This window comes from Pseudomonas sp. Root329 (assembly GCF_001424925.1).
GTDB classification, from domain to species: domain Bacteria; phylum Pseudomonadota; class Gammaproteobacteria; order Pseudomonadales; family Pseudomonadaceae; genus Aquipseudomonas; species Aquipseudomonas arabinosi.
This window is the reverse complement of the sequence record NZ_LMCV01000028.1, coordinates 18375-42947: the sequence shown is the minus strand read 5'-3', so window position 1 is coordinate 42947 and position 24573 is coordinate 18375. Positions and strand designations below refer to the sequence as shown.

Here is a 24573-nt window from a genome sequence, read left to right as displayed (position 1 = left end):
GCCGGGAATTGTACCTGATCCACGGCGCAAGCGTCACGTTCGCAGGTCAGACGGCGGATACAAAAACGCCCCGGTCTTGCGACAGGGGCGTTTTGAGTGACCTGCAAGGTCAGGAGAAACCCTTGATCAACCGGCCCGGCGCAACAACCAGACCCCGGCCAAGGCACAAACACCCGCCGGAACAAGCACCGCAAACAGCGGCGAGAAACCGAAGACAAGGCTCGAAGGGCCGAGCAAATCCTGAACGATACGGAAGGTGAAGCCCACCAACACGCCAGTGAACACTCGCTGACCGAGGGTCACCGAGCGCAACGGACCGAAGATGAAGGAAATCGCCATCAGCACCAGCGCGGCGGTGACCAGCGGTTGCAACACCTTGACCCAAAATGCCAACCAGTAACGACCATTGCTCAAGCCCTGGTCGGCCAGGTAGTGGATGTAGCCCCACAGACCGCTGATCGACAGCGAATCGGGCGACATCACCACGGTATCCAGCAGTTGCGGGCTCAGCGCCACGTTCCAGCGCTCGACCGGAGCGGTCACCACTTCGGTGCTCTTGTCATGGAATAACGTGGTCGTGACATCGCTGAGCTGCCAGTGATCCTTGTCGAATTCGGCGCGCTTGGCGAAGCTCGAGGACAGCATGTGGCGCTGATCGTCGAAGCGATAACGGGTCACGCCATACAGCAAACCGTTTGGCTGCACGGAGTTGACGTGAATGAACTCATCCCCCTGACGGTGCCACAGGCCATGCTTGGCGCTTTGCGCGTCGCCGCTGCCCTGGGCCAGGGAGCGATTGGCCTGAGCGGTGACTTCGGTGGCCGGCGCAACGTATTCGCCGATCAGCACACCTACCACCATAAGAACCAGCATCGGTTTCATGACCGCCCAGACGATGCGCCCGATCGACACACCCGCAGCGCGCATGATGGTCAGCTCGCTGTGACTGGCCAGACTGCCGAGGCCGATCAGGCAACCGATCAGTGCAGCCATCGGCAACATGTCGTATAGACGACGCGGCGCGGTCAGCAGGACATAACTCAACACGTCGAGCAGGGTGTAGGTATCGCTGACCTCACTCATTTCATCGATGAACGCGAACAGCGTCGCCAGACCGAGAATGATCCCCAGTACCGCCAGAATTGCCACGAACACGCTGCTACCAATGTAGCGATCGAGCTTATCCACGAGCCATCTCCAGCGCGCTGCGGCGACTCGCCAATTTCAATTGCATTGCCTCCCAATAGAGCAAGCCCAGGCCAATCGCCAGAAAGATCGCGTGAACCCACCACAACCCCAGAACAGCCGGAATCTTGCCTTTTTCAAGGGCGCCACGAGCGGCAATCAGAATACTCAGGTAAGCCATATAAAGAAGAATCGCCGGCAGCAGCTTGAGGAAACGGCCTTGACGCGGATTGACCCGCGACAGCGGCACCGCCATCAGGGTCACGATGAAGACCAGCAATGGCAGAGATAGACGCCATTGCAGCTCGGTGCGGGAGCGAATGTCATCGCTGGCGATCAGGGTACTGGTGGCCATCGCGTCACGGTCGGTCACTTCATCGCTGACGTCCGGCTTGGGCAGCAATACGCCGTACTCGTCGTACTTGATCGCCCGGTAATCAGCCTGTCCCGGATTGCCGTCATAGCGATAGCCGTTGTCGAGAATCAGGTAACGGTTACCGTCGGGGCGAATTTCCTGACGGCCCTTCTCGGCCACCAGCACGGAAATCCCGCGATCCTTGTTATCGGAATTGACGTTCTTCTGCGAAATGAACACGCCACCGAGGTTGATGCGGTCATCCGACAGCGTTTCGGTGTAGGTCACCCGTGTCCCGTCACGCAGCGCCTGGAAGCGACCCGGCTCGAGGGTGTCGAACTCGGTCAGGGCATCCTGCTTGTTCAGCAGCAACTGGAATTGATTGGCGCCTTGTGGCGCCAGGCTCAGGCTCAGCCATGCCACCACCAGTGCAACCAGGGTGGCTGGAAAAAGGGTCATGACCAACAGGCGCTGCTGGCTCATGCCGGTGGCCGACAGCACGGTCATTTCGCTTTCGAGGTACAGGCGACCGTAGGCCAGCAGGATCCCGAGAAACAGGCCCAACGGCAGAATCAATTGCAGGAAGCCCGGCAGACGGAAACCCATGATCAGGAATAGCGAGCCCGGATCCAGGAGACCAGAGGCCGCCTGGGCGAGGTATTTGATGAAGCGACCGCTCATGATGATGACCAACAGCACGGCGCTGACGGCGCTCAAGGTCAACAGGACTTCGCGGGATAGATAACGGAAGACGATCAAACCAGACACTCCAGGGTTGTCAGGCTAAGGCGGCCAAACAAGCAAACGTATCAGACAGCCCGCAGGGCAGAGCCGCCGAAAAAGATGGCGCATTATCCTGTGATTGGGTGCGCCTGTCACTGCGCATGCTCAAGCAGGCGGGTAATGCGCTGAAGATCGTACAACCGAGGGTTGTCAGGCTCAGGGCACGAGGTTCAAACTGCGGCCTTTGTCGCGGGCCGTGACCTGCGTCTTTCTATTTATAAGCAAGTTCGAACGCATGCCGTCGAACACTTGCGTGTTGACCATTAATTCAGGGACCCGGACATGGAACTGGTTGTAAAAAGCGTTAGCCCAGAAACGTTGAAAACCGCCACTCTGGTGGTCGCCGTCGGCGAAGGCCGCAAGCTCGGCGCCGTTGCCAAACAACTCGACGAACTGAGCGGTGGCGCCATCAGCGCTGTGCTCAAGCGCGGCGACCTGGCTGGCAAAGTCGGTCAGAGCCTGTTGTTGCACAGCCTGCCGAACCTCAAGGCCGAACGCGTGCTGCTGGTCGGCGTAGGCAAGGACGAAGAGCTGGGCGACCGCCCGTTCCGCAAAATCATCGCCGGCATCCTCAATACCCTTAAAGGCCTGGGCGGCAGCGACGCGGTACTGGCCCTGGACGAAGTCGTGGTCAAAGGCCGTGACAGCTACGGCAAAACCCGCCTGCTGGCCGAAACCCTGGTGGACGGCGAATACACGTTCGACCAGTTCAAAAGCCAGAAAGCCGAACCTCGCGCCCTGAAGAAAATCACTTTGGTGACCATCAAGGCTGCCCAGGCTGAAGTCGAGCGCGCCGTGGCCCACGCCACCGCCATCGCCAACGGCATGGCATTCACCCGCGACCTGGGCAACCTGCCGCCGAACATCTGCCACCCGACGTTCCTCGGTGAGCAAGCGAAGAACCTGGGCAAAGAATTCAAGAGCCTGAAAGTCGAAGTCCTCGATGAGAAGAAGATCAAGGACCTGGGCATGGGCTCGTTCTACGCCGTCGGCCAGGGCAGCGCCCAGCCACCGCGCCTGATCGTCATGCAATACAACGGCGGCAAGAAATCCGAGAAGCCGTATGCACTGGTCGGCAAAGGCATCACCTTTGACACAGGTGGCATCAGCCTGAAACCGGGCGCCGGCATGGATGAAATGAAGTACGACATGGGCGGCGCTGCCAGCGTATTCGGCACCCTGCGTGCCGTGCTCGAACTGAAACTGCCGATCAACCTGGTGTGCATCCTGGCCTGCGCCGAGAACATGCCGAGCGGCAACGCTTCGCGTCCCGGCGACATCGTCACCACCATGAGCGGCCAGACCGTGGAAATCCTCAACACCGACGCCGAAGGCCGCCTGGTGCTGTGCGACGCCCTGACCTACTCCGAGCGCTTCAAGCCGCAAGCGGTGATCGACATCGCCACCCTGACCGGTGCTTGCGTCGTTGCACTGGGTTCCCACACGTCGGGCCTGCTGGGCAACAACGACGAGCTGATCGGCCAACTGCTGAGCGCCGGCCAATCGGCTGACGATCGCGCCTGGCAACTGCCGCTGTTCGATGAGTACCAGGAACAGCTGGACAGCCCGTTCGCCGACATCGCCAACATTGGCGGCCCGAAAGCCGGCACCATCACCGCTGCCTGCTTCCTGTCGCGCTTCACCAAGAACCTCAACTGGGCGCACCTGGACATCGCCGGCACGGCCTGGACCAGTGGCGGCAAGGACAAGGGCGCCACTGGCCGTCCGGTTCCGTTGCTGACCCAATACCTGCTGGACCGCGCCAAAGCCTGAAACCGATGACCCAGGGGGCGTTACCTGCGGGTGACGCCGCCCTTGGCTCAGGAACCGCAATGACCAAAGTCGACTTCTATATCCTGCCCAGCGCCGATCCTTCAGCGCGGCTGGACTTTGCCTGCAAGCTCACCGAAAAAGCCTGGCGCATGGGCCACCGCATCTATCTGCATTGCAGCGATGCCGCCCAACGCGACGATCTCGATGCGCGCCTGTGGGCCTTCAAGGGCGAAAGCTTTGTGCCTCACGGCCCCGCTGAAAATGAGCCGGACGGTTTGATTGTGCTGGGTCTTGGCGATGACTGCGGCCCGCATCAGGACCTGTTGGTCAATCTCGCCCTGAAAGTCCCGGCATTCGCCAACAGGTTCGCCCGCGTGGCGGAAGTGGTGGTGGAAGATCCGACGATTCGTACGGCTGCGCGGGAGAGTTTCCGTTTCTACCGCGAACAGGGCTATCCTCTGCAAGATCACCGTTTACAGCGACTCTGAGCATTCCGATGGACACTCCAAAACCGCAGCAAAAGTCCGCGCACCTGCTGGATGACCTTGAGTCGATCCGCCAACTGCTCGGCGATGACAACCTGCAACCGCCCTTGCTCACCGACACGGTCGAGGAAGGTGATCAGGAACAGATTCCGATGCTGTTCGATACCGTCGGCGCCAGCCCGCCAATTCTCGAACCGGCGCCACCCGCTCCTGCTGCCCCAGCCGCCCAACCGGCACCCGCCGCCAGCAAAGGCCCCGACGACCTGCTGCACCTGGATGGCGAACTGCGCGCCGCCGCGCAATTGATCATGCAAGACGTGATCGACGACTTCGCCCCGCACATCGAAACCGAAATCAAGCGCCGCCTCAGCGCGCGGATGGAACGCCTCCTTAGCCAATACGAATAACCCCCGCCTCCTGTGGGAGCGGGCTTGCTCGCGAAAGCGATGTATCAGCCAACATCAATGTTGAAGGTGATGGCCCCTTCGCGAGCAAGTCGGATCGCCGCACCGCCGCTCCCACATTTGATTTGCGTCGTTTTTGATGATGCGCCCGGTCCGCACCTGCTCGCCCTACGCCCCATGCCCCGCTATACTTGCCGGCTTTTCCTGAATAAATGCCAATAGGGTCCCGCCGCGCATGGATAAGACCTACCAGCCGCACGCCATTGAAACTTCCTGGTACAACACCTGGGAGTCAGAGAATTACTTCGCCCCGCAAGGCGCGGGCGAGTCCTACACCATCATGATCCCGCCGCCGAACGTCACCGGCAGCCTGCACATGGGTCACGGCTTCAACAACGCGATCATGGACGCCCTGATCCGTTTCCGTCGCATGCAGGGTCGTAACACCCTGTGGCAGCCGGGTACCGACCACGCCGGTATCGCCACGCAAATGCTGGTGGAGCGTCAACTCGAAGCTCAGGGCCAGAGTCGTCACGACCTGGGCCGTGAGAAATTCCTCGAGAAAGTCTGGGAATGGAAGGATCAGTCCGGCGGCAACATCAGCCGTCAGATCCGCCGTCTCGGCTCGTCCGTGGATTGGGGCCGCGAGCGTTTCACCATGGACGACGGCCTCTCGGAAGCCGTTAAAGAAGCCTTTGTGCGCCTGCATGAAGACGGCCTGATCTACCGCGGCAAGCGCCTGGTCAACTGGGACACCAAGTTGCACACGGCGATTTCCGACCTCGAAGTGGAAAACCACGACGAGAAAGGTTTCCTGTGGAACCTGAAATACCCGCTGGCCGACGGCGCCAAGACCGCTGAAGGCAACGATTACCTGATCGTCGCGACCACTCGCCCGGAAACCATGCTTGGCGACGCCGCCGTAGCGGTTAACCCGAACGATGAACGCTACCAAGCCCTGATCGGCAAATTCGTCGAGCTGCCGCTGGTCGGCCGCCGCATTCCGATCATCGCCGATGATTATTGCGATCCTGAATTCGGTACCGGCTGCGTGAAAATCACCCCGGCCCACGATTTCAACGACTACGAAGTCGGCAAGCGCCACAACCTGCCGCTGCTGAACATCTTCGACAAGAACGCTGCTGTATTGCCGGCCTGCCAGGTGTTCAACCTCGACGGCACGCTGAACGAAAGCATCGACGGCAAGATCCCAGGCGAATACGCCGGCCTCGACCGCTTCGAAGCGCGCAAGCAGATCGTTGCTGCATTCGATACTGCCGGCCTGTTGGTCAGCGTCAACGACCACGCGCTGAAAGTGCCGAAAGGCGACCGCTCCGGCACCATCATCGAGCCGTGGCTGACCGACCAGTGGTACGTGTCGACCAAGCCATTGGCCGAGCCAGCTATCGCTGCTGTTGAAGACGGCCGCATCGCGTTCGTGCCGAAACAGTACGAAAACATGTACTTCTCGTGGATGCGCGACATCCAGGACTGGTGCATCAGCCGTCAGCTGTGGTGGGGCCACCGGATTCCGGCCTGGTACGACGAGTCGGGCAAAGTCTATGTCGGTCGCGACGAAGCCGAAGTACGTGCCAAGCACAACCTCGGCCCGGACGTGGCGCTGCAACAGGACAACGACGTTCTCGACACCTGGTTCAGTTCGGGTCTGTGGACGTTCTCGACGCTCGGCTGGCCTGAGCAGACCGAGTTCCTGAAGAAATTCCATTCCACCGACGTGCTGGTGACTGGCTTCGACATCATTTTCTTCTGGGTTGCCCGGATGATCATGCTCACCATGCACTTGGTGAAGAACGAAGACGGCACACCGCAGGTTCCGTTCAAGACCGTTTATGTTCATGGCCTGGTGCGAGATGGCCAGGGCCAGAAGATGTCCAAGTCCAAGGGCAACGTCCTGGACCCGCTGGACATCATCGACGGTATCGAGCTCGAAGACCTGGTGCAGAAACGCACCTCGGGCATGATGCAGCCGAAACTGGCGAAGAAGATCGAGAAGCAGACCCGCGACGAGTTCGCCGACGGCATTGCCAGCTACGGCACCGACGCCCTGCGTTTCACCTTCTGCTCGCTGGCGTCCACCGGTCGCGACATCAAGTTCGACATGGGCCGCGTCGAGGGCTATCGCAACTTCTGCAACAAGATCTGGAACGCCGCGCGCTACGTTCTGGACAAGGGCGAAGACTGCGGTCAGAACGGCGAGGCTTACGAGCTGTCGCTGGCGGATCGCTGGATCATTTCGCAGCTGCAACGCACCGAAGCTGAAGTGACCCGTCAACTCGATCAGTTCCGCTTCGATCTGGCCGCACAAGCTTTGTACGAGTTCATCTGGAACCAGTATTGCGACTGGTACCTGGAACTGTCCAAGCCTGTGCTGTGGGACGAAAACGCTCCGGTCGAACGTCAGCGCGGCACCCGCCGCACGCTGGTTCGGGTATTGGAAGTCGCGCTGCGTCTGGCACACCCGTTCATGCCGTTCATCACCGAAGAAATCTGGCAGCGCATCGCGCCGCTGGCCGGTATCGAAGGCAAGACGATCATGCTGCAACCGTGGCCAGTGGCCGTTGAAGCACGCATCGACCAGGCTGCCGAAGATGACATCGAGTGGCTGAAGACACTGATGCTCGGCACGCGCAACATCCGCGCCGAGATGAACATCGGTCCAGGCAAGCCGTTGAACCTATTCCTGAAAAACGTCAGCGCCGAAGATCAGCGTCGTCTCACCGAGAACGAAGCCCTGCTGAAGAAGCTGGCTCGCCTCGAATCGATCACTGTGTTGGCTGCCGGCGAAGAAGCACCGCTGTCCGCCACTGCACTGGTGGGCGAGATGGAAGTGCTGGTGCCGATGGCCGGCCTGATCGACAAAGACGCCGAACTGGCGCGTCTGGACAAGGAAATCCTGCGTTTGCAGGGTGAAGTTCAGCGCGTGGGCGGCAAGCTGTCTAACGCCGGTTTCGTCGACAAGGCTCCGGCCGAAGTCATCGAGAAGGAACGCGCCAAACTGGCTGAAGCTGAACAGGCTTTGGGCAAGTTGGCCGAGCAGCATGCGCGGATTGCCAGCCTGTAACGGCAAATCGCAATGAAAAAGGGAGGCCCGAAACGGCCTCCCTTTTTTGTGCCCATCACTTTCCCCCTACACCACAAATCCCACAGGGGGATTGTGCTGTTTGTCACAATTGGGTTCGCAGCGGCTGGATGTGGGACAATACCCGCCACTTTTAGCCATACCCGAATCGACCACGCCCATGAACGCCCCCCGCACACCAAGACCTGCGCGCAAAAAGCCTGATTCCGCCACCCCGGCCAAAGCCGTGGAACCGCGTGAAAAGGCCAGCCTGCATCCGCGCAACCGCCATCAGGGTCGCTACGACTTCCCGGCGCTGATCAAAACCACGCCGGAACTGGCGAAGTTCGTGATCATCAATCCGTACGGCAAGGAAAGCATCGACTTCGCCAGCCCGGACGCGGTGCGGGTGTTCAACCGGGCGTTGCTCAAGTCGTTCTACGGCGTCGCCCATTGGGACATCCCGGCCGATTACCTCTGCCCTCCGGTTCCGGGCCGTGCCGATTACGTGCACTTCCTGGCCGACCTGCTGGCCAGCGTCAACGACGGCGAGATCCCGCGCGGCGCACCGGTCAAGGTGCTGGATATCGGCATGGGCGCCAACTGTGTCTATCCGTTGATCGGCTACAGCGACTACCGCTGGCACTTCCTCGGCTCGGAAATCGACCCGACGGCCGTGGCCGCTGCCAAAGCCATCGTGCAGTCCAACGGGCTGAACAAAGCCATCCAGTTGCGCCAACAAAGCAATCCCAAGCACATTCTGCTGGGCCTGCTCGAACCCGGCGAACGCTTTGACCTGACCATGTGCAACCCGCCGTTTCACGCCTCGATGGACGAAGCGACCAAGGGCAGCGAGCGGAAATGGCGCGCCCTGGGCCGTGCCGATCCAAAACGCAAACTGCCAGTGCTGAACTTTGGCGGTCAATCGGCAGAATTGTGGTGTGAAGGTGGCGAAGCACGATTTGTGACGCAACTGATCGCCGAGAGCGCGCATTTCCAACACAAAGTGCTTTGGTTCAGCACCCTGGTCTCGAAAGCCTCCAACCTGCCGGCGATCCAGACGGCGCTGAAAAAGGCCGGTGTACTGGAAAGCCAGGTTGTGGAAATGTCTCAGGGCCAGAAGCAAAGCCGCTTCGTCGCCTGGACCTTCCAGACCAAATCCGAGCAGCAGGTCTGGCGCGAACGTTGGGCTCGCAAAAGCTGATTAGTCACTGAAACAGCGACTGGCCCTCGGTCAGTCGCTGAATCGCAGGCACAAAAAAGCCGTGCCCGGATCACTCCGGAGCACGGCTTTTTTTTACTGCGTCTTACTTGTTAACAGCGTCGGTCAGGCCTTTGGCCACAACCAGCTTGATAACTTTCTTGGCAGCGATTTCGATGGCAGCGCCAGTCGAAGGGTTGCGGCCGGTACGGGCAGGACGCTCAGTCACTTTCAGCTTGCCGATACCTGGCAGGGTGATTTCGCCGCCGTTTTCCAGCTGATCGGCAACGATTTGGCCCAGTTGGTCCAGAGCGTTACGCGCGGTGGTTTTTGGCGCGTCGATAGCTTCAGCGATGTCGGCGATCAGTTGGTCTTTAGTAAGAGCCATGTAATGTTCCTTCCCTATCAAATTCATATGGATTGCAGAGTGCAGTGTCAGCCATCGAGCCCGATCTTCTGGATCTGGCACCCTCGGCCATAACCACGACGAGTCGGGGTTATAGATACCGAAATCAGGGTTTGGTTCGACCTGACAAATGCTGAATGCACGCTTAACGCAGTGACTTCGCGTAAGACCGGGCAAAACTAGCACAGAGACGGGGAAATATCCGCCTCTAGCTACCCATTTGGTCAGCTTTATTGCTCTAAAACTGTAAAAAACAGCATAAGCGCCATCGGACACCTGCGAATTGCCCTTCGTGCCGCGCCAAAACCAATGGTTGCGGTACACTTGGCACTTTTTTGGAGGAGCACGCCCTCCTCTCTTCAATCAGCCGAGAAGCCCATGCCGATCCGCCATTGCATCGTCCACCTGATCGACAAAAAACCCGACGGCACACCTGCAGTTCTCCACGCTCGCGATTCCGAACTGGCCGAGTCGAGCGCCATCGAGTACATGCTTGCCGACCTCAATGAGAGCTACAACGCCAAACAAGGCAAGGCCTGGGGTTTCTTCCATGCCGAGTCCGGGGCGCATCCGTTCAGCGGCTGGCTGAAGGAATACCTCGATGGCGGCAAGGATTTCACAGCGTTCAGCCGGGTGGCGGTGGAACATCTGCAAAAGCTGATGGAAGAGTCGAACCTCTCTGTGGGCGGCCACGTGCTGTTTGCGCATTATCAGCAAGGCATGACCGACTACCTGGCGATCGCCCTGCTACACCACAGTGAAGGCGTTGCAGTGACCGATCAGCTGGACGTGACCCCGTCCCGGCACCTGGACCTGGGCCAACTGCACCTGGCGGCACGGATCAACGTGTCCGAGTGGCAGAACAACAAGCAGTCCAAGCAGTACATTTCGTTCATCAAAGGCAAGAACGGCAAAAAGGTTTCGGAGTATTTCCGCGACTTCATCGGCTGCCAGGAAGGCGTCGACGGCCCCGGCGAGACCCGCACCCTGCTCAAGGCCTTCAGTGACTTCGTCGAAAGCGAAGACCTGCCGGAAGAATCCGCCCGCGAGAAGACCAAGACCCTGGTGGATTACGCCAGCAGCCAGGCAAAACTGGGCGAACCCATGGGCCTGGAAGAACTCTCGGAGCTGATCGACGAAGAGCGCCCGAAAGCTTTCTACGATCACATCCGCAACAAGGACTACGGCCTGTCGCCGGAGATTCCGGCAGATAAACGTACCCTCAACCAGTTCCGCCGCTTCACCGGTCGCGCCGAAGGCCTGTCCATCAGCTTCGAAGCGCACCTGTTGGGCTCGAAGATCGAATACGACGAAGAAGCCGGCACGCTGATCATCAAAGGTCTGCCGACCCAGCTCACCGATCAGCTCAAGCGACGTAACTGATGCTCGGCGGCGTACTGAAGAAGTTCCTGCTGATCCTGCTGGTGGTTGTGGTCTACCAGAACTGGGGCAAGATCGAGCGGGTGTTCCATCCGGCACAGGTGGTGTCCGAGCAGACTCAGGCCAAGGCCAACGTCGTGCTCTACACCACTGAATGGTGTGGCTACTGCAAACTGACCCGACGCTTTCTCGATCAGAAGGGCATTCCATACAAGGAGTTCGATATCGAGAAGGATGCCGAGGCGCGCAAGGCCTACGAAGCGCTGGGTGGACGCGGGATACCGCTGATCGATGTGAATGGGACGTTGATTCGCGGGTATGACCCGGATGAGATTCTCGCGGCACTGAAGTAACCAATGTGGGAGCGAGCCTGCTCGCGAATAGGGTGGGACATTCAACATCAATGTGAATGACACTCCGCTTTCGCGAGCAGGCTCGCTCCCACATTTTTGTACGTCAGTGTTTTTCGATGCGAAACCCGAACCGCGGAAAGTGCACATGCACCACGCCGCCACGCTCGTCTTCACGACGCAGAATCAATTCTTCACTGCCCGCAAACAACAACTCACCCACCACCGGGTCAACGCCATAATCGATGGCGGCAATGACCACCTGCTGGCCAACCTCAAAACCATTCGGCTCGTCGAATTGCTCATCCGGCAATGCGGCCGGTGTGGCATTGCGCGCAACCTCCAGCGCCTCCTCGGAGGTCATTTCGCTGAACGCGCCATGACCGAAGCCCAACACGCGACCCAGCCACGCCGTAACCGCAGGATAAGCATCGACCAACGGTGACGTAACGGGCGTGGCTTTTAGAAACCACAACGGATGGGCCAGGGCGAAGTCGGCAATCGACGGCTCACCGAACAGGAAGTCGCCCTGCTCACGCTGAAGCTGTTGCTCCAGACGCGTCATGATGGTCGGCCATTGATGCCGGGCCTGTTCTGCCTGCAACCGTGTGGCGCTGCCACCGCTGAACAACTCCGCGCGATCGGCAATGAACGCCTTGATCGCCTCCGGCGGCAACTTGCCGAAGCGCACGGCGATCGATTCCGGTTGAAACACCAGGCTGATCGCGTGCTGGAACACCACCGAATCCGCCCACGCGGCGAAGGTCGCAGCGATCATTTCCTGGCCTTCCGGGAAGAACGCAGGCAAGGCTTTTTCCTGCTCCAGACGACGGGCGATCAGCGACGTGTCGCAATAGATATCCGCGCCAATCTGCAACACCGGCGTCTTGCGGTAGCCGCCGGTCAGCGCGGTCAGATCGGGTTTTGGCATCACCGGCGAGATCTTCACCGAGTGCCAGGACAGCCCCTTGAAGCCCAGCAGCAAGCGGGCCTTTTCGGCGAAAGGGGACGTCGGGTAATGATGCAAAATCAACTCGGACATGCTCGGCTCCGCCGCACGGATTGGGAATCCGCAGCTTAGCGCGCATTCCCTGAGCAGCCCAGCCATCTGCCTGATGGGCACTTATCAGTCAGATTGATAAGCCCGCAGCAGCAGTAGCCACCAAGCATTCCTTGGCGCTTTTCTTGAGTTTTTTGATCAGCCGTTCCTGACGCAGCGCTTCGCCTTTATCGCGGCAGGCTTCGGTGTAGACCAGTGCCACGGCAGGGCTGGAGAGAAAAAATCGCGCGCCCTTGCCACTCTGGTGGGTGGCGAAACGGCGCACGGGATCATCGCTGATCCCGCAGTAGAGCGAACCATTGGCCGCGCGAACGAGGTAGACGAACCAGGGTTTGCTGACGGGCAGTGATGGTTCGGCGGCGATGACGGAAGTTTCGCTGGCGGTGTTCACGTGACGATCAAGGCTTGTAAGAAACAAGCCGCGATCTTATCAGCGACTGGCCTGAAATGCCTTCAGCCCCTTCAAGGCTTGCGCGCGCACGGCGTTTCTCACCGCCGGCGTCCAGCCCAACAACAGCCCCTTGAAACCCAGCGCCTGTCGGGACCAGGCCCACAGATCGAAGCTGTCGTGATGCTCGCAGATTTTGCCGTCGCGAAAAACAAAACGTGCCTGAATGTCGTTGACCACAGTGTTGCCGGTCTGGCTGAACAGGTACGTCGCCACCCAATGGGCGCCGCCCGTGCGCTTATCGCTGCGCACGTTATCGAACGTCAGGGAAAAATCCTTGGCCCGGGTGGTAAGCATTCGCCACATGTCGCCTGCATCGCGGCCGTGCAATTCGCCGAACGCCGGATCACTGAACACCACATCGTCGGTATAGCAGGCGCTCATGGCCTCGGCATCCAGGCGCTGGAAGGCTTGGTAGAACTGGGTGATCAAAGCGTTGTGGGCATCACTCATGGACAGGCTCCCTCTGGATGTGCAAATAGATGCGCAAAGTGGTTTCAAAAGATTGCCTGCACGATAGTCAACAAAGGCGCGAAACACTATCGGCATTCGTGAGCCGAATACCGATAGTGTGCGGCTGTCAGACCCTTTCGCTTTCGACCTGGACGTACAGCGAACGTCCGGCGCCGAGACCAGCTATGATCGCCCCAAGGCCGATGATGCCGAAAATCCAGCCCAAGGCGTTCCAGCCGCCGGTCCAGTCATGCACGATGCCGACCGCGAACGGCCCCATGGACGCCAGGGTGTAACCGAAGCCTTGGGCCATGCTCGACAGGTTCGCCGCGACATGGGCGTCCCGCGAACGCAGCACGATCAGGGTCAACGCCAGACTGAACGTACCGCCCTGCCCCAGACCGAGCAGGATCGCCCAGCCCCACAAGCCTTCGATCGGTGCGTAGAGGCAACCGAACAAGCCGCCAAGGGTCAGCAGCATGACGATGACGATCGCCAGACGCTGATCCTTGCCACGCGTCGCCAGCCATGGCGCCGCCAGTGAACTCGCCAACTGAACGATGACCGAGCCTGACAGCACCAGACCCGCCTGGGTCGGTGTCAGGCCGCGACCGATCAGGATCGACGGCAACCAGCCGAACACGATGTAGGCCAGAGAAGATTGCAGGCCCATGTACAGCGTCACTTGCCAGGCCAGTGGATCACGCAACAGACCGCGAACCCGATACGCGACGTTGTGCGCGCCGTGTTTCTGGCCGACTTGTGGCAACCAGAAAATCGCCGCGACCAATGCCGGAACCACCCAGAAGCCGAGGCCCAAGGCCCAGCTCTTGTCGAAATGCTCGCTCAACGGCACGGTCGCGCCCGCGGCCATCGCCGCCCCAAGGCAGAGGGCCATGGTGTAGACGCCGGTCATGGTGCCCGCGTGTTTCGCGAAGTCGCGTTTAACGATGCCGGGCAGCAATACGCCGATTACGCCGATGCTCGCGCCGGCCAGCACACTGCCGGCAAACAGGCCGATCTCGCCGAACGAACTGCGCAGGATGATCCCACCGGCCAACATCAAGAGAATGCCCAACACCACTCGCTCGGCGCCGAAACGTCGTGCCAGCACGGGCGCCAGCGGTGCAAACAAGCCGAGGCACAGCACCGGCAACGTCGTCAACAAACCAGCCTGGGCTGCCGACAAACCGAGGGTTTTCGAAACCTCACTGAGCATCGGCGCCATGCTCGACAGCGCCGGGCGCAGGTTCAGCGCCACCAGAATCAGACCCAGCAACAGCAACCACGGGCGGCGCAGGATCGGGTGACTTTGCTGGACCTGTTCGTCATCCGCCTCGGCGTCGATCAGCAGCTCTTCGAGCTCCGCCGTGCGCTTGGCCTGGGGAATGCTGCTGTTGTTGACCTGCTGGCTGGACATGGGGTTCTCGGTTTCAAGGTTCATTGATCAACTGCCTCGACAGGGCTTTGGCCCGTTCCGGGTCGCGTTGCTCGACGGCATCAAGCAGTGCGATATGAAGGTCGAACACCTCTTGGCGTCGAGGGGAAATGTTCAGGGTTTCGCGCAAATGCGCACCGACGACGCTGGAGAAATAGCGGTACAGCTCGCTGAGCGTCGGGTTATGCGCGGCGTCCACCAAACGCCGGTGAAACACCAGATCGCAGGCGATATACGTGTCGAGATCGCCGTGGTAGTGACTGCCACTGACGCCTAACGCCTCGCGCAATGCCGCCAGGTCTTCATCAGTACGGCGCAACGCGGCGAGGCCGATGGCCTCGACTTCCAGAATGTGCCGAGTCTCCCGGGCTTGCTCGTGGGAGCAGCGGGACAACGCCTTCAGGGTGTCGAGCGGATCGACCACCGCCCGCAGGTAACTGCCGTCGCCCTGACGGATTTCGATCAACCCGGAAAACGCCAGTACGCGCATGGCTTCACGCACGGTGTTGCGGCTGATGCCCAGCTCGGCGGACAGCTCAGGTTCGGTGGGTAAACGCTGGCCGACCGTCCAGACGCCTTCGGTGATGCGCAGGCGGAGCTGGTCCAGCGCCTGATCGACCAGGGATCGTTTAACTAATGGAGAAATGTCTGACATGGAATTCGCCCTTTCATCCAATCATAGGATGAATTTTCTGACATGTTAGTCAGCTACGTGTAGGACGGCAACCGCCTACGGTCAGGGAGAGGGAAATGGAGCGGGATTTTCGATTAGTCAAAATTACCCTTTAAGGGTAATTTTAGGGATAGGGTTAGCGGCTTCTTATGGAAAAGAACACACCCCATTACAACCTGGCGGTGATAAAAGCTGACGTTATGCGGCTTGGAGACAGGGCGTTTACACATATTGCCCGGAGAACCGGTTTTGCACTCGGCCTGGACATCACAGAGATGCAAGAAATCATTCTCAAACTTCAACGCAACATGTTGTACAAATCGATGACCACCTATGAGGATCATCGAATCTGGCAAGACGTCTACCACGTTACTTCGCACGATCTGGAGATTTACATCAAGGTCACTTATTGCTCAGGCAGTGAACCTCCGGTGATCTCCTTCAAGGAGAAAAACCCATGAATACAAAACAATGCTTCAGTTGCGGCGCGCGCGAGGGAATGCGGCACTTCGAAGGTCGCGGCGAAACCTTGAGCGTCAAGGGAATGGAGCGACGGCTCGATGAGTTGTCCGGTTGGGAGTGCCAGGCCTGCGGGGAAGTCATACTCGACGCCGGTTGTTCGAAGCGTTACTCAGACGCAGGTGACGAACTGGTCCTCGCCGGCAGACAAATGATCGGCAACGAAATGAAGCGCATCCGCCGCAAACTGCATCTGTCGCAAAAAGAAGCAGTTTTGCTGTTGTCCGGAGGCGGACACAACGCGTTTTCTCGTTACGAGCGCGGCGAACTGCTTCCACCCAAAGCACTGATGGTGCTGATGCGCTTGCTTGATCGCTATCCGCACTTGCTCGCGGATGCGAGAACCCTGGGTGAAGGAGCGGACTTGAGGGGTTTCAAGGATACGGTGCACAAGGAACATGAAACGCTCACCGTGTCCTGAGCACCAGAAGTACAAAAAACAAACCCGGCGCGAGGCCGGGTTTGAGTTTCGAGTCAGCCAGGCATCAATGCAAAATCTGGCTCAAGAACAGCTTGGTGCGCTCATTCTGCGGGTTATCGAAGAAGTCGTTCGGCGCAGCCTGTTCGACGATTTCGCCCTTGTCCATGAAGATCACGCGGTTGGCCACAGTGCGGGCGAAGCCCATTTCGTGGGTCACGCAGAGCATGGTCATGCCGTCTTCGGCCAGGCCGATCATGGTGTCGAGAACCTCTTTCACCATTTCCGGGTCGAGTGCCGAGGTCGGTTCGTCGAACAGCATGATTTTCGGTTTCATGCACAGGGCACGGGCAATCGCCACACGCTGTTGCTGACCGCCGGACAGTTGCCCCGGGAATTTATGCGCCTGCTCCGGAATGCGGACGCGTTCCAGGTAATGCATGGCGATTTCTTCGGCCTTGCGCTTGGGCATCTTGCGCACCCACATCGGCGCCAGGGTGCAGTTCTGCAGGATGGTCAGGTGCGGGAACAGGTTGAAGTGCTGGAACACCATGCCGACTTCACGACGGACCGATTCGATCTGCTTGAGGTCGTTGGTCAGCTCCACGCCATCGACCACGATGCGGCCCTGCTGGTGTTCTTCCAGACGGTTGAGGCAACGAATGGTGGTGGATTTGCCGGAACCCGACGGGCCGCACAGGACAATACGCTCGCCCTGTTTAACGTTCAGGTTGATGTCTTTCAACACGTGGAACTGGCCGTACCACTTGTTCACGCCCTGCATCTGAATAATGCCTTCAGGGCTTGCAGGCTTTTTGATTGCTTCGCTCATTACAGAACTCCTAACGCTTGTGGCCAGTGTCGAGCTTGCGTTCCAGATGCATGGAATAGCGCGACATACCAAAACAGAAAATCCAGAACACCAGGGCCGCGAACACATAGCCTTCGGTGGCCATGCCCAACCATTTCGGGTCGGCGGCGGCTTGTTTGACGCTGTTGAGCAAGTCGAACAGGCCGATGATGATCACCAGGCTCGTGTCCTTGAACAGCGCAATGAAGGTGTTGACGATGCCAGGGATCACCAGCTTCAGGGCTTGCGGCAGAATCACCAGGCCCATGCTGCGCCAGTAACCGAGGCCCATCGCTGCGGCCGCTTCGTACTGACCTTTGGGAATCGCTTGCAGACCGCCACGCACCACTTCGGCGACGTAGGCCGACTGGAACAGGATCACGCCGATCAGTGCCCGCAACAGTTTGTCGAAGTTCATGCCTTCAGGCAGGAACAACGGCAGCATCACCGAGGACATGAACAGCACCGTGATCAACGGCACGCCGCGCCAGAATTCGATGAAGGTCACGCAGACCACCCGAATAGCCGGCATGTTCGAACGACGGCCCAGCGCCAGGATGATACCCAGCGGCAGAGCACCGGCAATACCGACGGTGGCGATCACCAGCGTCAGCATCAGGCCGCCCCACTGGCTGGTCGCCACGGTGGTCAGGCCAAACAATCCGCCATGCAGCAGGAAGTAGGCAATGATCGGGTACAGCACCAGGAAGCTCAGGCCATATACCGCTTTATGGTGAAAACGCGAGATGAACAAGGGTGCCACGCCGATGACCGCCAGCCACACGGTCAGGTCCACGCGCCAGCGCAGGTCCACCGGATAGTAGCCGTACATGAACTGGCCGAAACGCTGCTGGATGAACACCCAGCAGGCGCCCTCCTTGGTGCAGTCGGCGCGGGTGGTGCCGACCCAGTTGGCATCCAGAATGGCCCAATGCAGGATCGGCGGAACGATCAGGTAAATCAGGTAGAACGCGAACAGGGTCAGCGCGGTGTTGAGCCAGCTGGAGAACATGTTCGCGCGCATCCACGCCATCGGCCCGAACACTTTGCTCGGTGGGGGCATGTCAGGTTTGAAAGTATGAGTCGTCATGCGCTTTTCCTTACCGCTCGATCAGCGCAATGCGCTTGTTGTACCAGTTCATCAGCAGGGAAATGCTGATACTGATCGCCAGGTACACGCTCATGGTGATAGCAATCACCTCGATCGCCTGCCCGGTCTGGTTCAGCACCGTACCGGCAAACAACGAGACCATTTCCGGATAACCGATACCGGCCGCCAGCGAGGAGTTCTTCGCCAGGTTCAGGTATTGGCTGGTCAGCGGTGGAATGATCACGCGCAGGGCTTGCGGGATGATCACCTTGCGCAGGGTCGGACCGTTGCGCAATCCCAACGAGTGCGCCGCTTCCGTCTGGCCGTGGCTGACCGACTTGATGCCCGAACGCACGATCTCGGCGATAAACGCCGCGGTGTATACGGTCAGGGCCAGGGTCAGCGCCAGCAGTTCCGGGATCAGTACCCAGCCACCGACGAAGTTGAAGCCTTGCAGCTTCGGCATTTCCCAGTGCAGCGGCGCGCCGAAGATCAATGCGCACAGCGCAGGGATCACCAGGAACAGCGCCAGGCCCACCCAGAACTTGTGGAACGGTACGCCGGTCGCTTCGAAGCGTTTGGTCGCCCAGCGGCTCATCAGCACGATGGCGACAATGGCCACGACGATGCTCACCACAAACGGCCAGAAACCGTCTGCCGTCAACGCGGCCGGCATGTTCAGGCCACGGCTGCTGACAAAGAAGGTGTCACCGAAGTTATGGCTGTTGCGTGGCCCCGGCATGGTCAGGAACACCGCGAAGTACCAGAACAGGATTTGCAGCAGCGGCGGAATGTTACGGAAAACCTCTACATACACCGTCGCCAGCTTGGCAATGATCCAGTTCTTCGACAGCCGTGACACACCAACGATGAACCCGAGGATCGTCGCCAGGATCACGCCGATGAACGTCACCAGCAGCGTGTTGAGCAGGCCGATGACAAACACCCGGGCATAGCTGTCCGATTCGGTGTAGTCGATCAGGTGTTGAGCGATGCCGAAACCGGCACTGCGCTCCAGAAAGCTGAAGCCGGAGGTAATGCCCCGGTGTTGAAGGTTGGTCTGCGTATTGTCGAACAGATACCAGCCCATCGAGACCACCGCCACAATGGTGATGATCTGAAATAGCCACGCACGCACTTTTGGATCGCTGAGGCTGAGCCTCTGCTTTGGTGCGCCGATTGAATTTTGCATGAAGTGCCCCGCAAATAATGGAACAGAACATCACCCGGTGGTTGGCCCACCGGGTGATAGAACCATCAGCGCACTGGTGGTGCGTATTGAATGCCGCCGTTGTTCCACAGAGCGTTCAGCCCGCGGTCGATGGCCAGTGGAGTGCCCTTGCCGAGGTTTTTCTCGAACACTTCACCGTAGTTACCCACTTGCTTGACGATCTGCACGACCCAGTCTTTCTTCACTTTCAGGTCTTTGCCGTATTCACCGTCAGTGCCCAGCAGACGAGCGACGTCCGGGTTCTTGGTGGCTTTGGCTTCAGCTTCAACGTTTTTCTGGGTGATACCCATTTCTTCAGCGTTGAGCATGGCGAACAGGGTCCACTTGACGATGCTGAACCACTCTTCGTCGCCTTTACGCACGACCGGGCCCAGAGGCTCCTTGGAGATAGTTTCCGGCAGAACGACGTAGTCGGTCGGGGTCGCCAGCTTGCTGCGTTGTGCGTAAAGCTGGGACTTGTCGGAGGTCAGCACGTCGCAACGACCGGATTCCAGCGACTTGGCGCTTTCATCGGAGGTGTCGAAGGTGATCGGGGTGTATTTCAGACCGTTACCGCGGAAGTAGTCGGAAACGTTCAACTCGGTGGTGGTACCGGCTTGAATGCAGATGGTGGCGCCGTCGAGCTCTTTAGCGCTCTTCACGCCCAGCTTGTTGTTCACCAGGAAGCCGATGCCGTCGTAGTAAGTAACGCCGGCAAACACCAGGCCCATGCCCGAATCGCGGGAGCTGGTCCAGGTGGTGTTACGCGACAGCACGTCGATTTCGCCGGACTGCAGCGCGGTGAAGCGCTCTTTGGCGTTCAACTGGCTGAATTTGACCTTGGTCGCATCGCCGAAAACGGCAGCGGCCACAGCGCGGCAGACGTCAGCATCGATGCCGATGATCTTGCCAGTCGAGTCCGGTACCGAGAAGCCAGGCAGACCGTCACTGACGCCGCACTGTACGAAACCTTTCTTCTGCACTGCATCCAGGGTTGCACCCGCCTGAGCGAACCCACTGACACCGAGTACTGCGGCTGCAGTCACGATAGCCAGGGTGGATTTCAACATCTTCATTCAAACCTCCAGTTTTGCTCTTGTTGTGTCGGAGCTTGAGTCCAGTCGCACCCTTATGAGGCGTTGTTGACCCGTGTTGGCTTTTTTTGGGGTCAACCGACGTAAGACCTGCGCTATGAGTCTAGTAGGAGAAAATCCACATCATGGACAACTCACTTCTCACCAATCGGCCGAACGGGCTGTAGCCCTTTCACGTTCGCGAAGCCCGTAGCGGCCACTGGCGAACATCCATCACCGGATTCTTTGCTATCCCACCGCCAGCAGTACACTGATAGTGTTACCGCAAGGCGCGAGATGGGTTGCACCGTTTCCCCATAGCAAAGCCCGTACCAGACCGCTCGCTGAAGCGATTTAGCGACAGGTCAATAGCAAAACTTGTAGCCTTGCGACATCTTATTAACTGATCAACCAGACGTGCACTCGGGCCTCGCACCCAATGAGAGCGTCTGCACAACATTGGAGCAACCATGACCGAGCCCTTGATTCTTCAACCCGTCAAGCCCGCAGATGCCTGCGTTATCTGGCTGCACGGCCTGGGCGCCGATCGCTACGACTTCTTGCCGGTGGCCGAGGCGTTGCAGGAAAGCCTGCTGACCACCCGCTTCGTTCTCCCTCAGGCACCGACCTGCGCCGTGACCATCAATGGTGGTTACGAAATGCCGAGCTGGTACGACATATTGGCCATGAGCCCCGCGCGCGCGATCAACCGCGAGCAGCTGGAAGAGTCGGCGCAGAGGACCGTCAATTTGATCGAAGTGGAGCGCGCCATCGGAATAGACGCCTCGCGGATATTCCTGGCAGGGTTTTCCCAAGGTGGCGCGGTGGCGTTACACACCGCGTTTCTGAAATGGCAGGGGCCGCTGGGTGGCGTACTTGCCCTCTCTACCTATGCACCGACCTTCAGCGATGAACTGGAGCTTTCCGCCAGCCAGCAGCGCATTCCCGTGCTGTCTTTACACGGCCAGTACGATGACGTCGTTCAAAACTCCATGGGCCGCACCGCCTACGAGTATTTAAAGCAGCATGGTGTCACCGTGACATGGCAGGAATACCCAATGGGTCACGAAGTGTTACCCGAAGAGATTCGCGACATTGGTGTCTGGCTCGCCGAGCGCTTGCGTTAACGGTTTATGTGAAAAGCAGCCCATTGATCCATCCCACTACGCCGCGCCCGATTCTTGCATTACACTGGCCGGCGTATATTCCTTAACCAATTGATGAGATGACCGTGCTCAAAGCACTCAAGAAAATGTTCGGTAAAAGCGAGACTGAGCAGCTCGCGCCAGTCTCCAGCGCTCCGTCTCACCATCCCAGCCACCGCACCGACGGTAATCAGTCTGGCCGGACCGCAACCGTAGCGGTACCGAAGCACGAGCCGATGACCACACCGGCCGTCCAACCCGTTGAGGCTCAAGCCTCTGAAGAACCGAGCAGCGAAGCTGCGAAACCTGCCCGACCGCGTCGCGAACCCAAGCCAAAAGCACCGCTTATTCCCTGGAAACTCGAAGACTTCGCCGTCGAACCCCAGGAAGGCAAAACCCGTTTTCACGATTTCAAACTCGCCCCCGAACTGATGCACGCCATCCAGGACCTGGGCTTCCCGTATTGCACGCCGATCCAGGCGCAAGTGCTTGGCTTCACCCTCGCAGGCAAAGACGCCATCGGTCGCGCCCAGACCGGCACCGGCAAAACCGCTGCATTCCTGATTTCGATCATCACCCAGTTGCTGGAAACCCCGCCGCCGAAAGAACGCTATATGGGCGAGCCGCGGGCGCTGATCATTGCACCGACCCGTGAACTGGTGGTGCAGATCGCCAAGGACGCAGCCGACCTGACCAAGTACACCGGCCTCAACGTCATGACGTTCGTTGGCGGCATGGACTTCGACAAGCAGCTCAAGCACCTCGAAGCCCGTCATTGCGACATCCTCGTGGCCACACCGGGCCGTCTGCTGGACTTCAACCAGCGCGGCGACGTGCACCTGGACATGGTCGAAGTCATGGTCCTGGACGAAGCCGACCGGATGCTCGACATGGGTTTCATCCCACAAGTGCGTCAGATCATTCGCCAGACCCCGCCGAAGAACGAGCGTCAGACGCTGCTGTTCTCCGCGACCTTCACCGAAGACGTGATGAACCTGGCCAAGCAATGGACCACCGACCCGTCGATCGTCGAGATCGAGTCGCAGAACGTGGCCAGCGAAAACGTCGAGCAACACATCTACGCCGTGGCCGGTGCCGACAAATACAAACTGCTCTACAACCTGGTCAACGACAACGGTTGGGAGCGGGTGATGGTGTTCGCCAACCGCAAGGATGAAGTGCGGCGCATCGAAGAACGTCTGGTGCGTGACGGCGTCAACGCCGCGCAGCTGTCCGGCGACGTGCCGCAGCACAAGCGCATCAAGACCCTGGAAGGTTTCCGCGAAGGCAAGATCCGCGTCCTGGTCGCCACCGATGTGGCCGGTCGCGGCATTCACATCGACGGCATCAGCCACGTGATCAACTTCACCCTGCCGGAAGTCCCGGACGACTACGTGCACCGCATCGGTCGTACCGGTCGTGCCGGCGCCGATGGCGTGTCCATCAGTTTTGCCGGTGAAGATGACTCCTACCAGCTACCGTCCATCGAGGCGCTGTTGGGTCGCAAGATCAGCTGCGAAACGCCACCGACGCATCTGTTGCGGGCGGTTGAGCGCAAGCGCCCGTAACGCGGGTCGCACTAAAAGAGGCGCAGCCGGAAACGGACTGCGCTTTTTTTTCGTCCGGACATTGATCGAGACAACTAAAAGTCCATAATGGACAAATTAGTTTACTTCCAGCTCCCGGAGCCGACCATGACCAGTACGCCTTATGTGATCACCCAACCTCAGGCTCGTGAGCTGCTGGCGCAGGTCGACGTGCCGCAGATCCTGCGCAAACTGTTCCGCGACCTGGCCGCCGGGCAAGCCGTGCAACCGGCACAGCAACTGGTGGAGTTCCCGCAGGGTGCTGGCGACTTCATCAACTACTTGGGCGTGCTGGCCGAAGACGGCGTTTACGGGGTCAAGACTTCGCCATACATCGTGCGTGAACAAGGTCCGCTGGTGACCGCCTGGACGCTGCTGATGTCGATGCAGACCGGCCAGCCGCTGTTGCTCTGCGATGCCGGCGAACTGACCACGGCGCGCACCGCCGCAACAACCGCCGTGGCGGTCGACGCCCTCGCCCCGCTGAAGGCCCAACGTCTGGCGATCATCGGCAGCGGCAAGGTCGCCCAGGCGCACTTGCACTACGTCAAAGGCCTGCGCGACTGGCAGAGCATCAGCCTCTACTCGCCGAGCCTGAGCGACAAGAATCCCGACGTATTGGCACAGCTCCAAAGTCTCGATCCTCGGCTGACTATCGTCGACAGTCGTGAAGCGGCCGTTCAAGACGCCGACGTGATCATGCTCTGCACCTCGTCCGCTGGCCCGGTGATCGACCCTTCAAGCTTGAGTAAACCGGCGCTGATCACCTCCATCAGCACCAACGCACCGCGGGCCCACGAAGTGCCGCCGCAGAGCCTCAATGACATGCAAGTGTTCTGCGATTATCGTCTGACCACCCCGGGCTCGGCCGGCGAGATGCTGATTGCCGGTGAACAACATGGCTGGGACAAGGGCGCGATCATCGGCGACCTGCCCGATCTCCTCAGCGAAAAAGTCCAGCGCCCCGACTACGACCGTCATGTGTTCTTCCGCTCCATTGGCCTGGGCCTGGAAGACATCGCGCTGGCGAATGCCATCTACCGCCTACAGCGCTAACACCACAAACCCTGTAGGAGCTGTCGAGTGAAACGAGGCTGCGATCTTTTGATCTTGCCTTATAAAGCAAAGTCAAAAGATCGCAGCCTCGTTTCACTCGACAGCTCCTACAGTCCTACAAGGGATCTCTACAATTTTCGGCCTTTGCGCCCA

General features: G+C 59.3%; 24 protein-coding genes. 12 read left to right on the top strand and 12 right to left on the bottom strand.

Annotated elements, in window-relative coordinates; genetic code table 11:
• Nucleotides 1-126 precede the first annotated feature (126 nt).
• Both lptG and lptF read right to left on the bottom strand, forming a co-directional pair.
• A complete protein-coding gene (gene lptG, locus ASC74_RS20630; RefSeq protein ID WP_056743593.1) occupies nucleotides 127-1188 on the bottom strand; it encodes an LPS export ABC transporter permease LptG in 1062 nt (353 codons plus the stop codon).
• A complete protein-coding gene (lptF, locus tag ASC74_RS20625; RefSeq protein WP_056743591.1) occupies nucleotides 1181-2299 on the bottom strand; it encodes an LPS export ABC transporter permease LptF in 1119 nt (372 codons plus the stop codon). Before lptF ends, lptG begins: the two co-directional genes overlap by 8 nt.
• Nucleotides 2300-2605: 306 nt before the next feature.
• Here lptF and ASC74_RS20620 point away from each other — a divergent pair, with 306 nt between their 5' ends.
• From ASC74_RS20620 to rlmF, 5 genes are all read left to right on the top strand, one after another.
• Nucleotides 2606-4096 (top strand): leucyl aminopeptidase, encoded by a 1491-nt coding sequence (locus tag ASC74_RS20620; protein ID WP_056743590.1) that lies wholly within the window; start codon nucleotides 2606-2608, stop codon nucleotides 4094-4096.
• 59 nt (nucleotides 4097-4155) lie between these two features.
• The gene (locus ASC74_RS20615; protein WP_056743587.1) at nucleotides 4156-4584 is read left to right on the top strand and encodes a DNA polymerase III subunit chi; all 429 of its coding nucleotides are present in this window, start codon (nucleotides 4156-4158) and stop codon (nucleotides 4582-4584) included.
• An 8-nt stretch (nucleotides 4585-4592) separates the two neighbouring features.
• On the top strand, nucleotides 4593-4988 hold the full coding sequence (locus tag ASC74_RS20610; protein ID WP_056743585.1) for a hypothetical protein: 396 nt from the start codon (nucleotides 4593-4595) through the stop codon (nucleotides 4986-4988).
• A 232-nt stretch (nucleotides 4989-5220) separates the two neighbouring features.
• The gene (locus ASC74_RS20605) at nucleotides 5221-8067 is read left to right on the top strand and encodes a valine--tRNA ligase (RefSeq protein WP_056743583.1); all 2847 of its coding nucleotides are present in this window, start codon (nucleotides 5221-5223) and stop codon (nucleotides 8065-8067) included.
• Nucleotides 8068-8245: 178 nt separating this feature from the next.
• Nucleotides 8246-9268, top strand: a complete 1023-nt coding sequence (rlmF, locus tag ASC74_RS20600) for a 23S rRNA (adenine(1618)-N(6))-methyltransferase RlmF (RefSeq protein ID WP_056743581.1) — start codon at nucleotides 8246-8248, stop codon at nucleotides 9266-9268.
• A 103-nt stretch (nucleotides 9269-9371) separates the two neighbouring features.
• Here rlmF and ASC74_RS20595 read toward each other — a convergent pair whose 3' ends face one another.
• Nucleotides 9372-9653, bottom strand: a complete 282-nt coding sequence (locus ASC74_RS20595; RefSeq protein WP_007905514.1) for an HU family DNA-binding protein — start codon at nucleotides 9651-9653, stop codon at nucleotides 9372-9374.
• 396 nt (nucleotides 9654-10049) lie between these two features.
• Between ASC74_RS20595 and yejK the strand changes: the two genes are divergently transcribed.
• Nucleotides 10050-11054, top strand: a complete 1005-nt coding sequence (gene yejK / locus ASC74_RS20590; RefSeq protein ID WP_008147593.1) for a nucleoid-associated protein YejK — start codon at nucleotides 10050-10052, stop codon at nucleotides 11052-11054.
• The gene (locus ASC74_RS20585) at nucleotides 11054-11404 is read left to right on the top strand and encodes a glutaredoxin family protein (protein WP_056743579.1); all 351 of its coding nucleotides are present in this window, start codon (nucleotides 11054-11056) and stop codon (nucleotides 11402-11404) included. Before yejK ends, ASC74_RS20585 begins: the two co-directional genes overlap by 1 nt.
• 103 nt (nucleotides 11405-11507) lie before the next feature.
• On the opposite strand, the gene ASC74_RS20580 is transcribed toward ASC74_RS20585, so the two are convergent.
• From ASC74_RS20580 to ASC74_RS20560, 5 genes are all read right to left on the bottom strand, one after another.
• Nucleotides 11508-12443, bottom strand: a complete 936-nt coding sequence (locus ASC74_RS20580; RefSeq protein ID WP_056743577.1) for a glutathione S-transferase family protein — start codon at nucleotides 12441-12443, stop codon at nucleotides 11508-11510.
• A gap of 88 nt (nucleotides 12444-12531) precedes the next feature.
• Entirely contained in the window at nucleotides 12532-12852 is a 321-nt protein-coding gene (locus ASC74_RS20575; RefSeq protein ID WP_056743575.1) for a GIY-YIG nuclease family protein, read from the bottom strand.
• 39 nt (nucleotides 12853-12891) lie between these two features.
• Entirely contained in the window at nucleotides 12892-13362 is a 471-nt protein-coding gene (locus ASC74_RS20570) for a nuclear transport factor 2 family protein (RefSeq protein WP_056743573.1), read from the bottom strand.
• Between the two features lie 127 nt (nucleotides 13363-13489).
• A complete protein-coding gene (locus ASC74_RS20565) occupies nucleotides 13490-14806 on the bottom strand; it encodes a CynX/NimT family MFS transporter (protein WP_056743571.1) in 1317 nt (438 codons plus the stop codon).
• Entirely contained in the window at nucleotides 14796-15455 is a 660-nt protein-coding gene (locus ASC74_RS20560) for a FadR/GntR family transcriptional regulator (protein WP_056743569.1), read from the bottom strand. The genes ASC74_RS20565 and ASC74_RS20560 overlap by 11 nt, the downstream gene beginning before the upstream one ends.
• 167 nt (nucleotides 15456-15622) lie before the next feature.
• On the opposite strand from ASC74_RS20560, the gene ASC74_RS20555 reads away from it, so the two are divergent.
• Both ASC74_RS20555 and ASC74_RS20550 read left to right on the top strand, forming a co-directional pair.
• Nucleotides 15623-15934 (top strand): type II toxin-antitoxin system MqsR family toxin, encoded by a 312-nt coding sequence (locus ASC74_RS20555; protein WP_046048224.1) that lies wholly within the window; start codon nucleotides 15623-15625, stop codon nucleotides 15932-15934.
• Entirely contained in the window at nucleotides 15931-16413 is a 483-nt protein-coding gene (locus tag ASC74_RS20550) for a type II toxin-antitoxin system MqsA family antitoxin (protein ID WP_056743568.1), read from the top strand. The genes ASC74_RS20555 and ASC74_RS20550 overlap by 4 nt, the downstream gene beginning before the upstream one ends.
• 64 nt (nucleotides 16414-16477) lie before the next feature.
• On the opposite strand, the gene ASC74_RS20545 is transcribed toward ASC74_RS20550, so the two are convergent.
• The 4 genes from ASC74_RS20545 to ASC74_RS20530 form a co-directional block, all read right to left on the bottom strand.
• Nucleotides 16478-17242, bottom strand: coding sequence for an amino acid ABC transporter ATP-binding protein (locus ASC74_RS20545; RefSeq protein WP_046048226.1), 765 nt, complete (start codon nucleotides 17240-17242; stop codon nucleotides 16478-16480).
• A 10-nt stretch (nucleotides 17243-17252) separates the two neighbouring features.
• The gene (locus ASC74_RS20540; RefSeq protein ID WP_056743566.1) at nucleotides 17253-18350 is read right to left on the bottom strand and encodes an amino acid ABC transporter permease; all 1098 of its coding nucleotides are present in this window, start codon (nucleotides 18348-18350) and stop codon (nucleotides 17253-17255) included.
• A 10-nt stretch (nucleotides 18351-18360) separates the two neighbouring features.
• The gene (locus ASC74_RS20535) at nucleotides 18361-19542 is read right to left on the bottom strand and encodes an amino acid ABC transporter permease (RefSeq protein WP_046048228.1); all 1182 of its coding nucleotides are present in this window, start codon (nucleotides 19540-19542) and stop codon (nucleotides 18361-18363) included.
• A 65-nt stretch (nucleotides 19543-19607) separates the two neighbouring features.
• On the bottom strand, nucleotides 19608-20636 hold the full coding sequence (locus ASC74_RS20530) for an amino acid ABC transporter substrate-binding protein (protein WP_033056430.1): 1029 nt from the start codon (nucleotides 20634-20636) through the stop codon (nucleotides 19608-19610).
• Between the two features lie 467 nt (nucleotides 20637-21103).
• Here ASC74_RS20530 and ASC74_RS20525 point away from each other — a divergent pair, with 467 nt between their 5' ends.
• The 3 genes from ASC74_RS20525 (at nucleotide 21104) to ASC74_RS20515 (ending at nucleotide 24420) form a co-directional block, all read left to right on the top strand.
• Nucleotides 21104-21760, top strand: a complete 657-nt coding sequence (locus ASC74_RS20525; protein ID WP_056743564.1) for an alpha/beta hydrolase — start codon at nucleotides 21104-21106, stop codon at nucleotides 21758-21760.
• 98 nt (nucleotides 21761-21858) lie between these two features.
• Nucleotides 21859-23346, top strand: a complete 1488-nt coding sequence (rhlB, locus tag ASC74_RS20520) for an ATP-dependent RNA helicase RhlB (RefSeq protein WP_056743562.1) — start codon at nucleotides 21859-21861, stop codon at nucleotides 23344-23346.
• Between the two features lie 126 nt (nucleotides 23347-23472).
• A complete protein-coding gene (locus ASC74_RS20515; protein ID WP_177338870.1) occupies nucleotides 23473-24420 on the top strand; it encodes an ornithine cyclodeaminase family protein in 948 nt (315 codons plus the stop codon).
• Nucleotides 24421-24573 lie beyond the last annotated feature (153 nt).

What these genes read in the sequence shown, in the direction of transcription:
- ASC74_RS20620 (WP_056743590.1), top strand. Translation starts at nt 2,606, where the DNA reads ATGGAACTGGTTGTAAAAAGCGTTAGCCCAGAAACGTTGAAAACCGCC.
- ASC74_RS20615 (WP_056743587.1), top strand. Translation starts at nt 4,156, where the DNA reads ATGACCAAAGTCGACTTCTATATCCTGCCCAGCGCCGATCCTTCAGCG.
- ASC74_RS20610 (WP_056743585.1), top strand. Translation starts at nt 4,593, where the DNA reads ATGGACACTCCAAAACCGCAGCAAAAGTCCGCGCACCTGCTGGATGAC.
- ASC74_RS20605 (WP_056743583.1), top strand. Translation starts at nt 5,221, where the DNA reads ATGGATAAGACCTACCAGCCGCACGCCATTGAAACTTCCTGGTACAAC.
- rlmF (WP_056743581.1), top strand. Translation starts at nt 8,246, where the DNA reads ATGAACGCCCCCCGCACACCAAGACCTGCGCGCAAAAAGCCTGATTCC.
- ASC74_RS20595 (WP_007905514.1), bottom strand. Translation starts at nt 9,653, where the DNA reads ATGGCTCTTACTAAAGACCAACTGATCGCCGACATCGCTGAAGCTATC.
- yejK (WP_008147593.1), top strand. Translation starts at nt 10,050, where the DNA reads ATGCCGATCCGCCATTGCATCGTCCACCTGATCGACAAAAAACCCGAC.
- ASC74_RS20585 (WP_056743579.1), top strand. Translation starts at nt 11,054, where the DNA reads ATGCTCGGCGGCGTACTGAAGAAGTTCCTGCTGATCCTGCTGGTGGTT.
- ASC74_RS20580 (WP_056743577.1), bottom strand. Translation starts at nt 12,443, where the DNA reads ATGTCCGAGTTGATTTTGCATCATTACCCGACGTCCCCTTTCGCCGAA.
- ASC74_RS20570 (WP_056743573.1), bottom strand. Translation starts at nt 13,362, where the DNA reads ATGAGTGATGCCCACAACGCTTTGATCACCCAGTTCTACCAAGCCTTC.
- ASC74_RS20565 (WP_056743571.1), bottom strand. Translation starts at nt 14,806, where the DNA reads ATGAACCTTGAAACCGAGAACCCCATGTCCAGCCAGCAGGTCAACAAC.
- ASC74_RS20560 (WP_056743569.1), bottom strand. Translation starts at nt 15,455, where the DNA reads ATGTCAGACATTTCTCCATTAGTTAAACGATCCCTGGTCGATCAGGCG.
- ASC74_RS20555 (WP_046048224.1), top strand. Translation starts at nt 15,623, where the DNA reads ATGGAAAAGAACACACCCCATTACAACCTGGCGGTGATAAAAGCTGAC.
- ASC74_RS20550 (WP_056743568.1), top strand. Translation starts at nt 15,931, where the DNA reads ATGAATACAAAACAATGCTTCAGTTGCGGCGCGCGCGAGGGAATGCGG.
- ASC74_RS20545 (WP_046048226.1), bottom strand. Translation starts at nt 17,242, where the DNA reads ATGAGCGAAGCAATCAAAAAGCCTGCAAGCCCTGAAGGCATTATTCAG.
- ASC74_RS20540 (WP_056743566.1), bottom strand. Translation starts at nt 18,350, where the DNA reads ATGACGACTCATACTTTCAAACCTGACATGCCCCCACCGAGCAAAGTG.
- ASC74_RS20535 (WP_046048228.1), bottom strand. Translation starts at nt 19,542, where the DNA reads ATGCAAAATTCAATCGGCGCACCAAAGCAGAGGCTCAGCCTCAGCGAT.
- ASC74_RS20530 (WP_033056430.1), bottom strand. Translation starts at nt 20,636, where the DNA reads ATGAAGATGTTGAAATCCACCCTGGCTATCGTGACTGCAGCCGCAGTA.
- ASC74_RS20525 (WP_056743564.1), top strand. Translation starts at nt 21,104, where the DNA reads ATGACCGAGCCCTTGATTCTTCAACCCGTCAAGCCCGCAGATGCCTGC.
- rhlB (WP_056743562.1), top strand. Translation starts at nt 21,859, where the DNA reads ATGACCGTGCTCAAAGCACTCAAGAAAATGTTCGGTAAAAGCGAGACT.
- ASC74_RS20515 (WP_177338870.1), top strand. Translation starts at nt 23,473, where the DNA reads ATGACCAGTACGCCTTATGTGATCACCCAACCTCAGGCTCGTGAGCTG.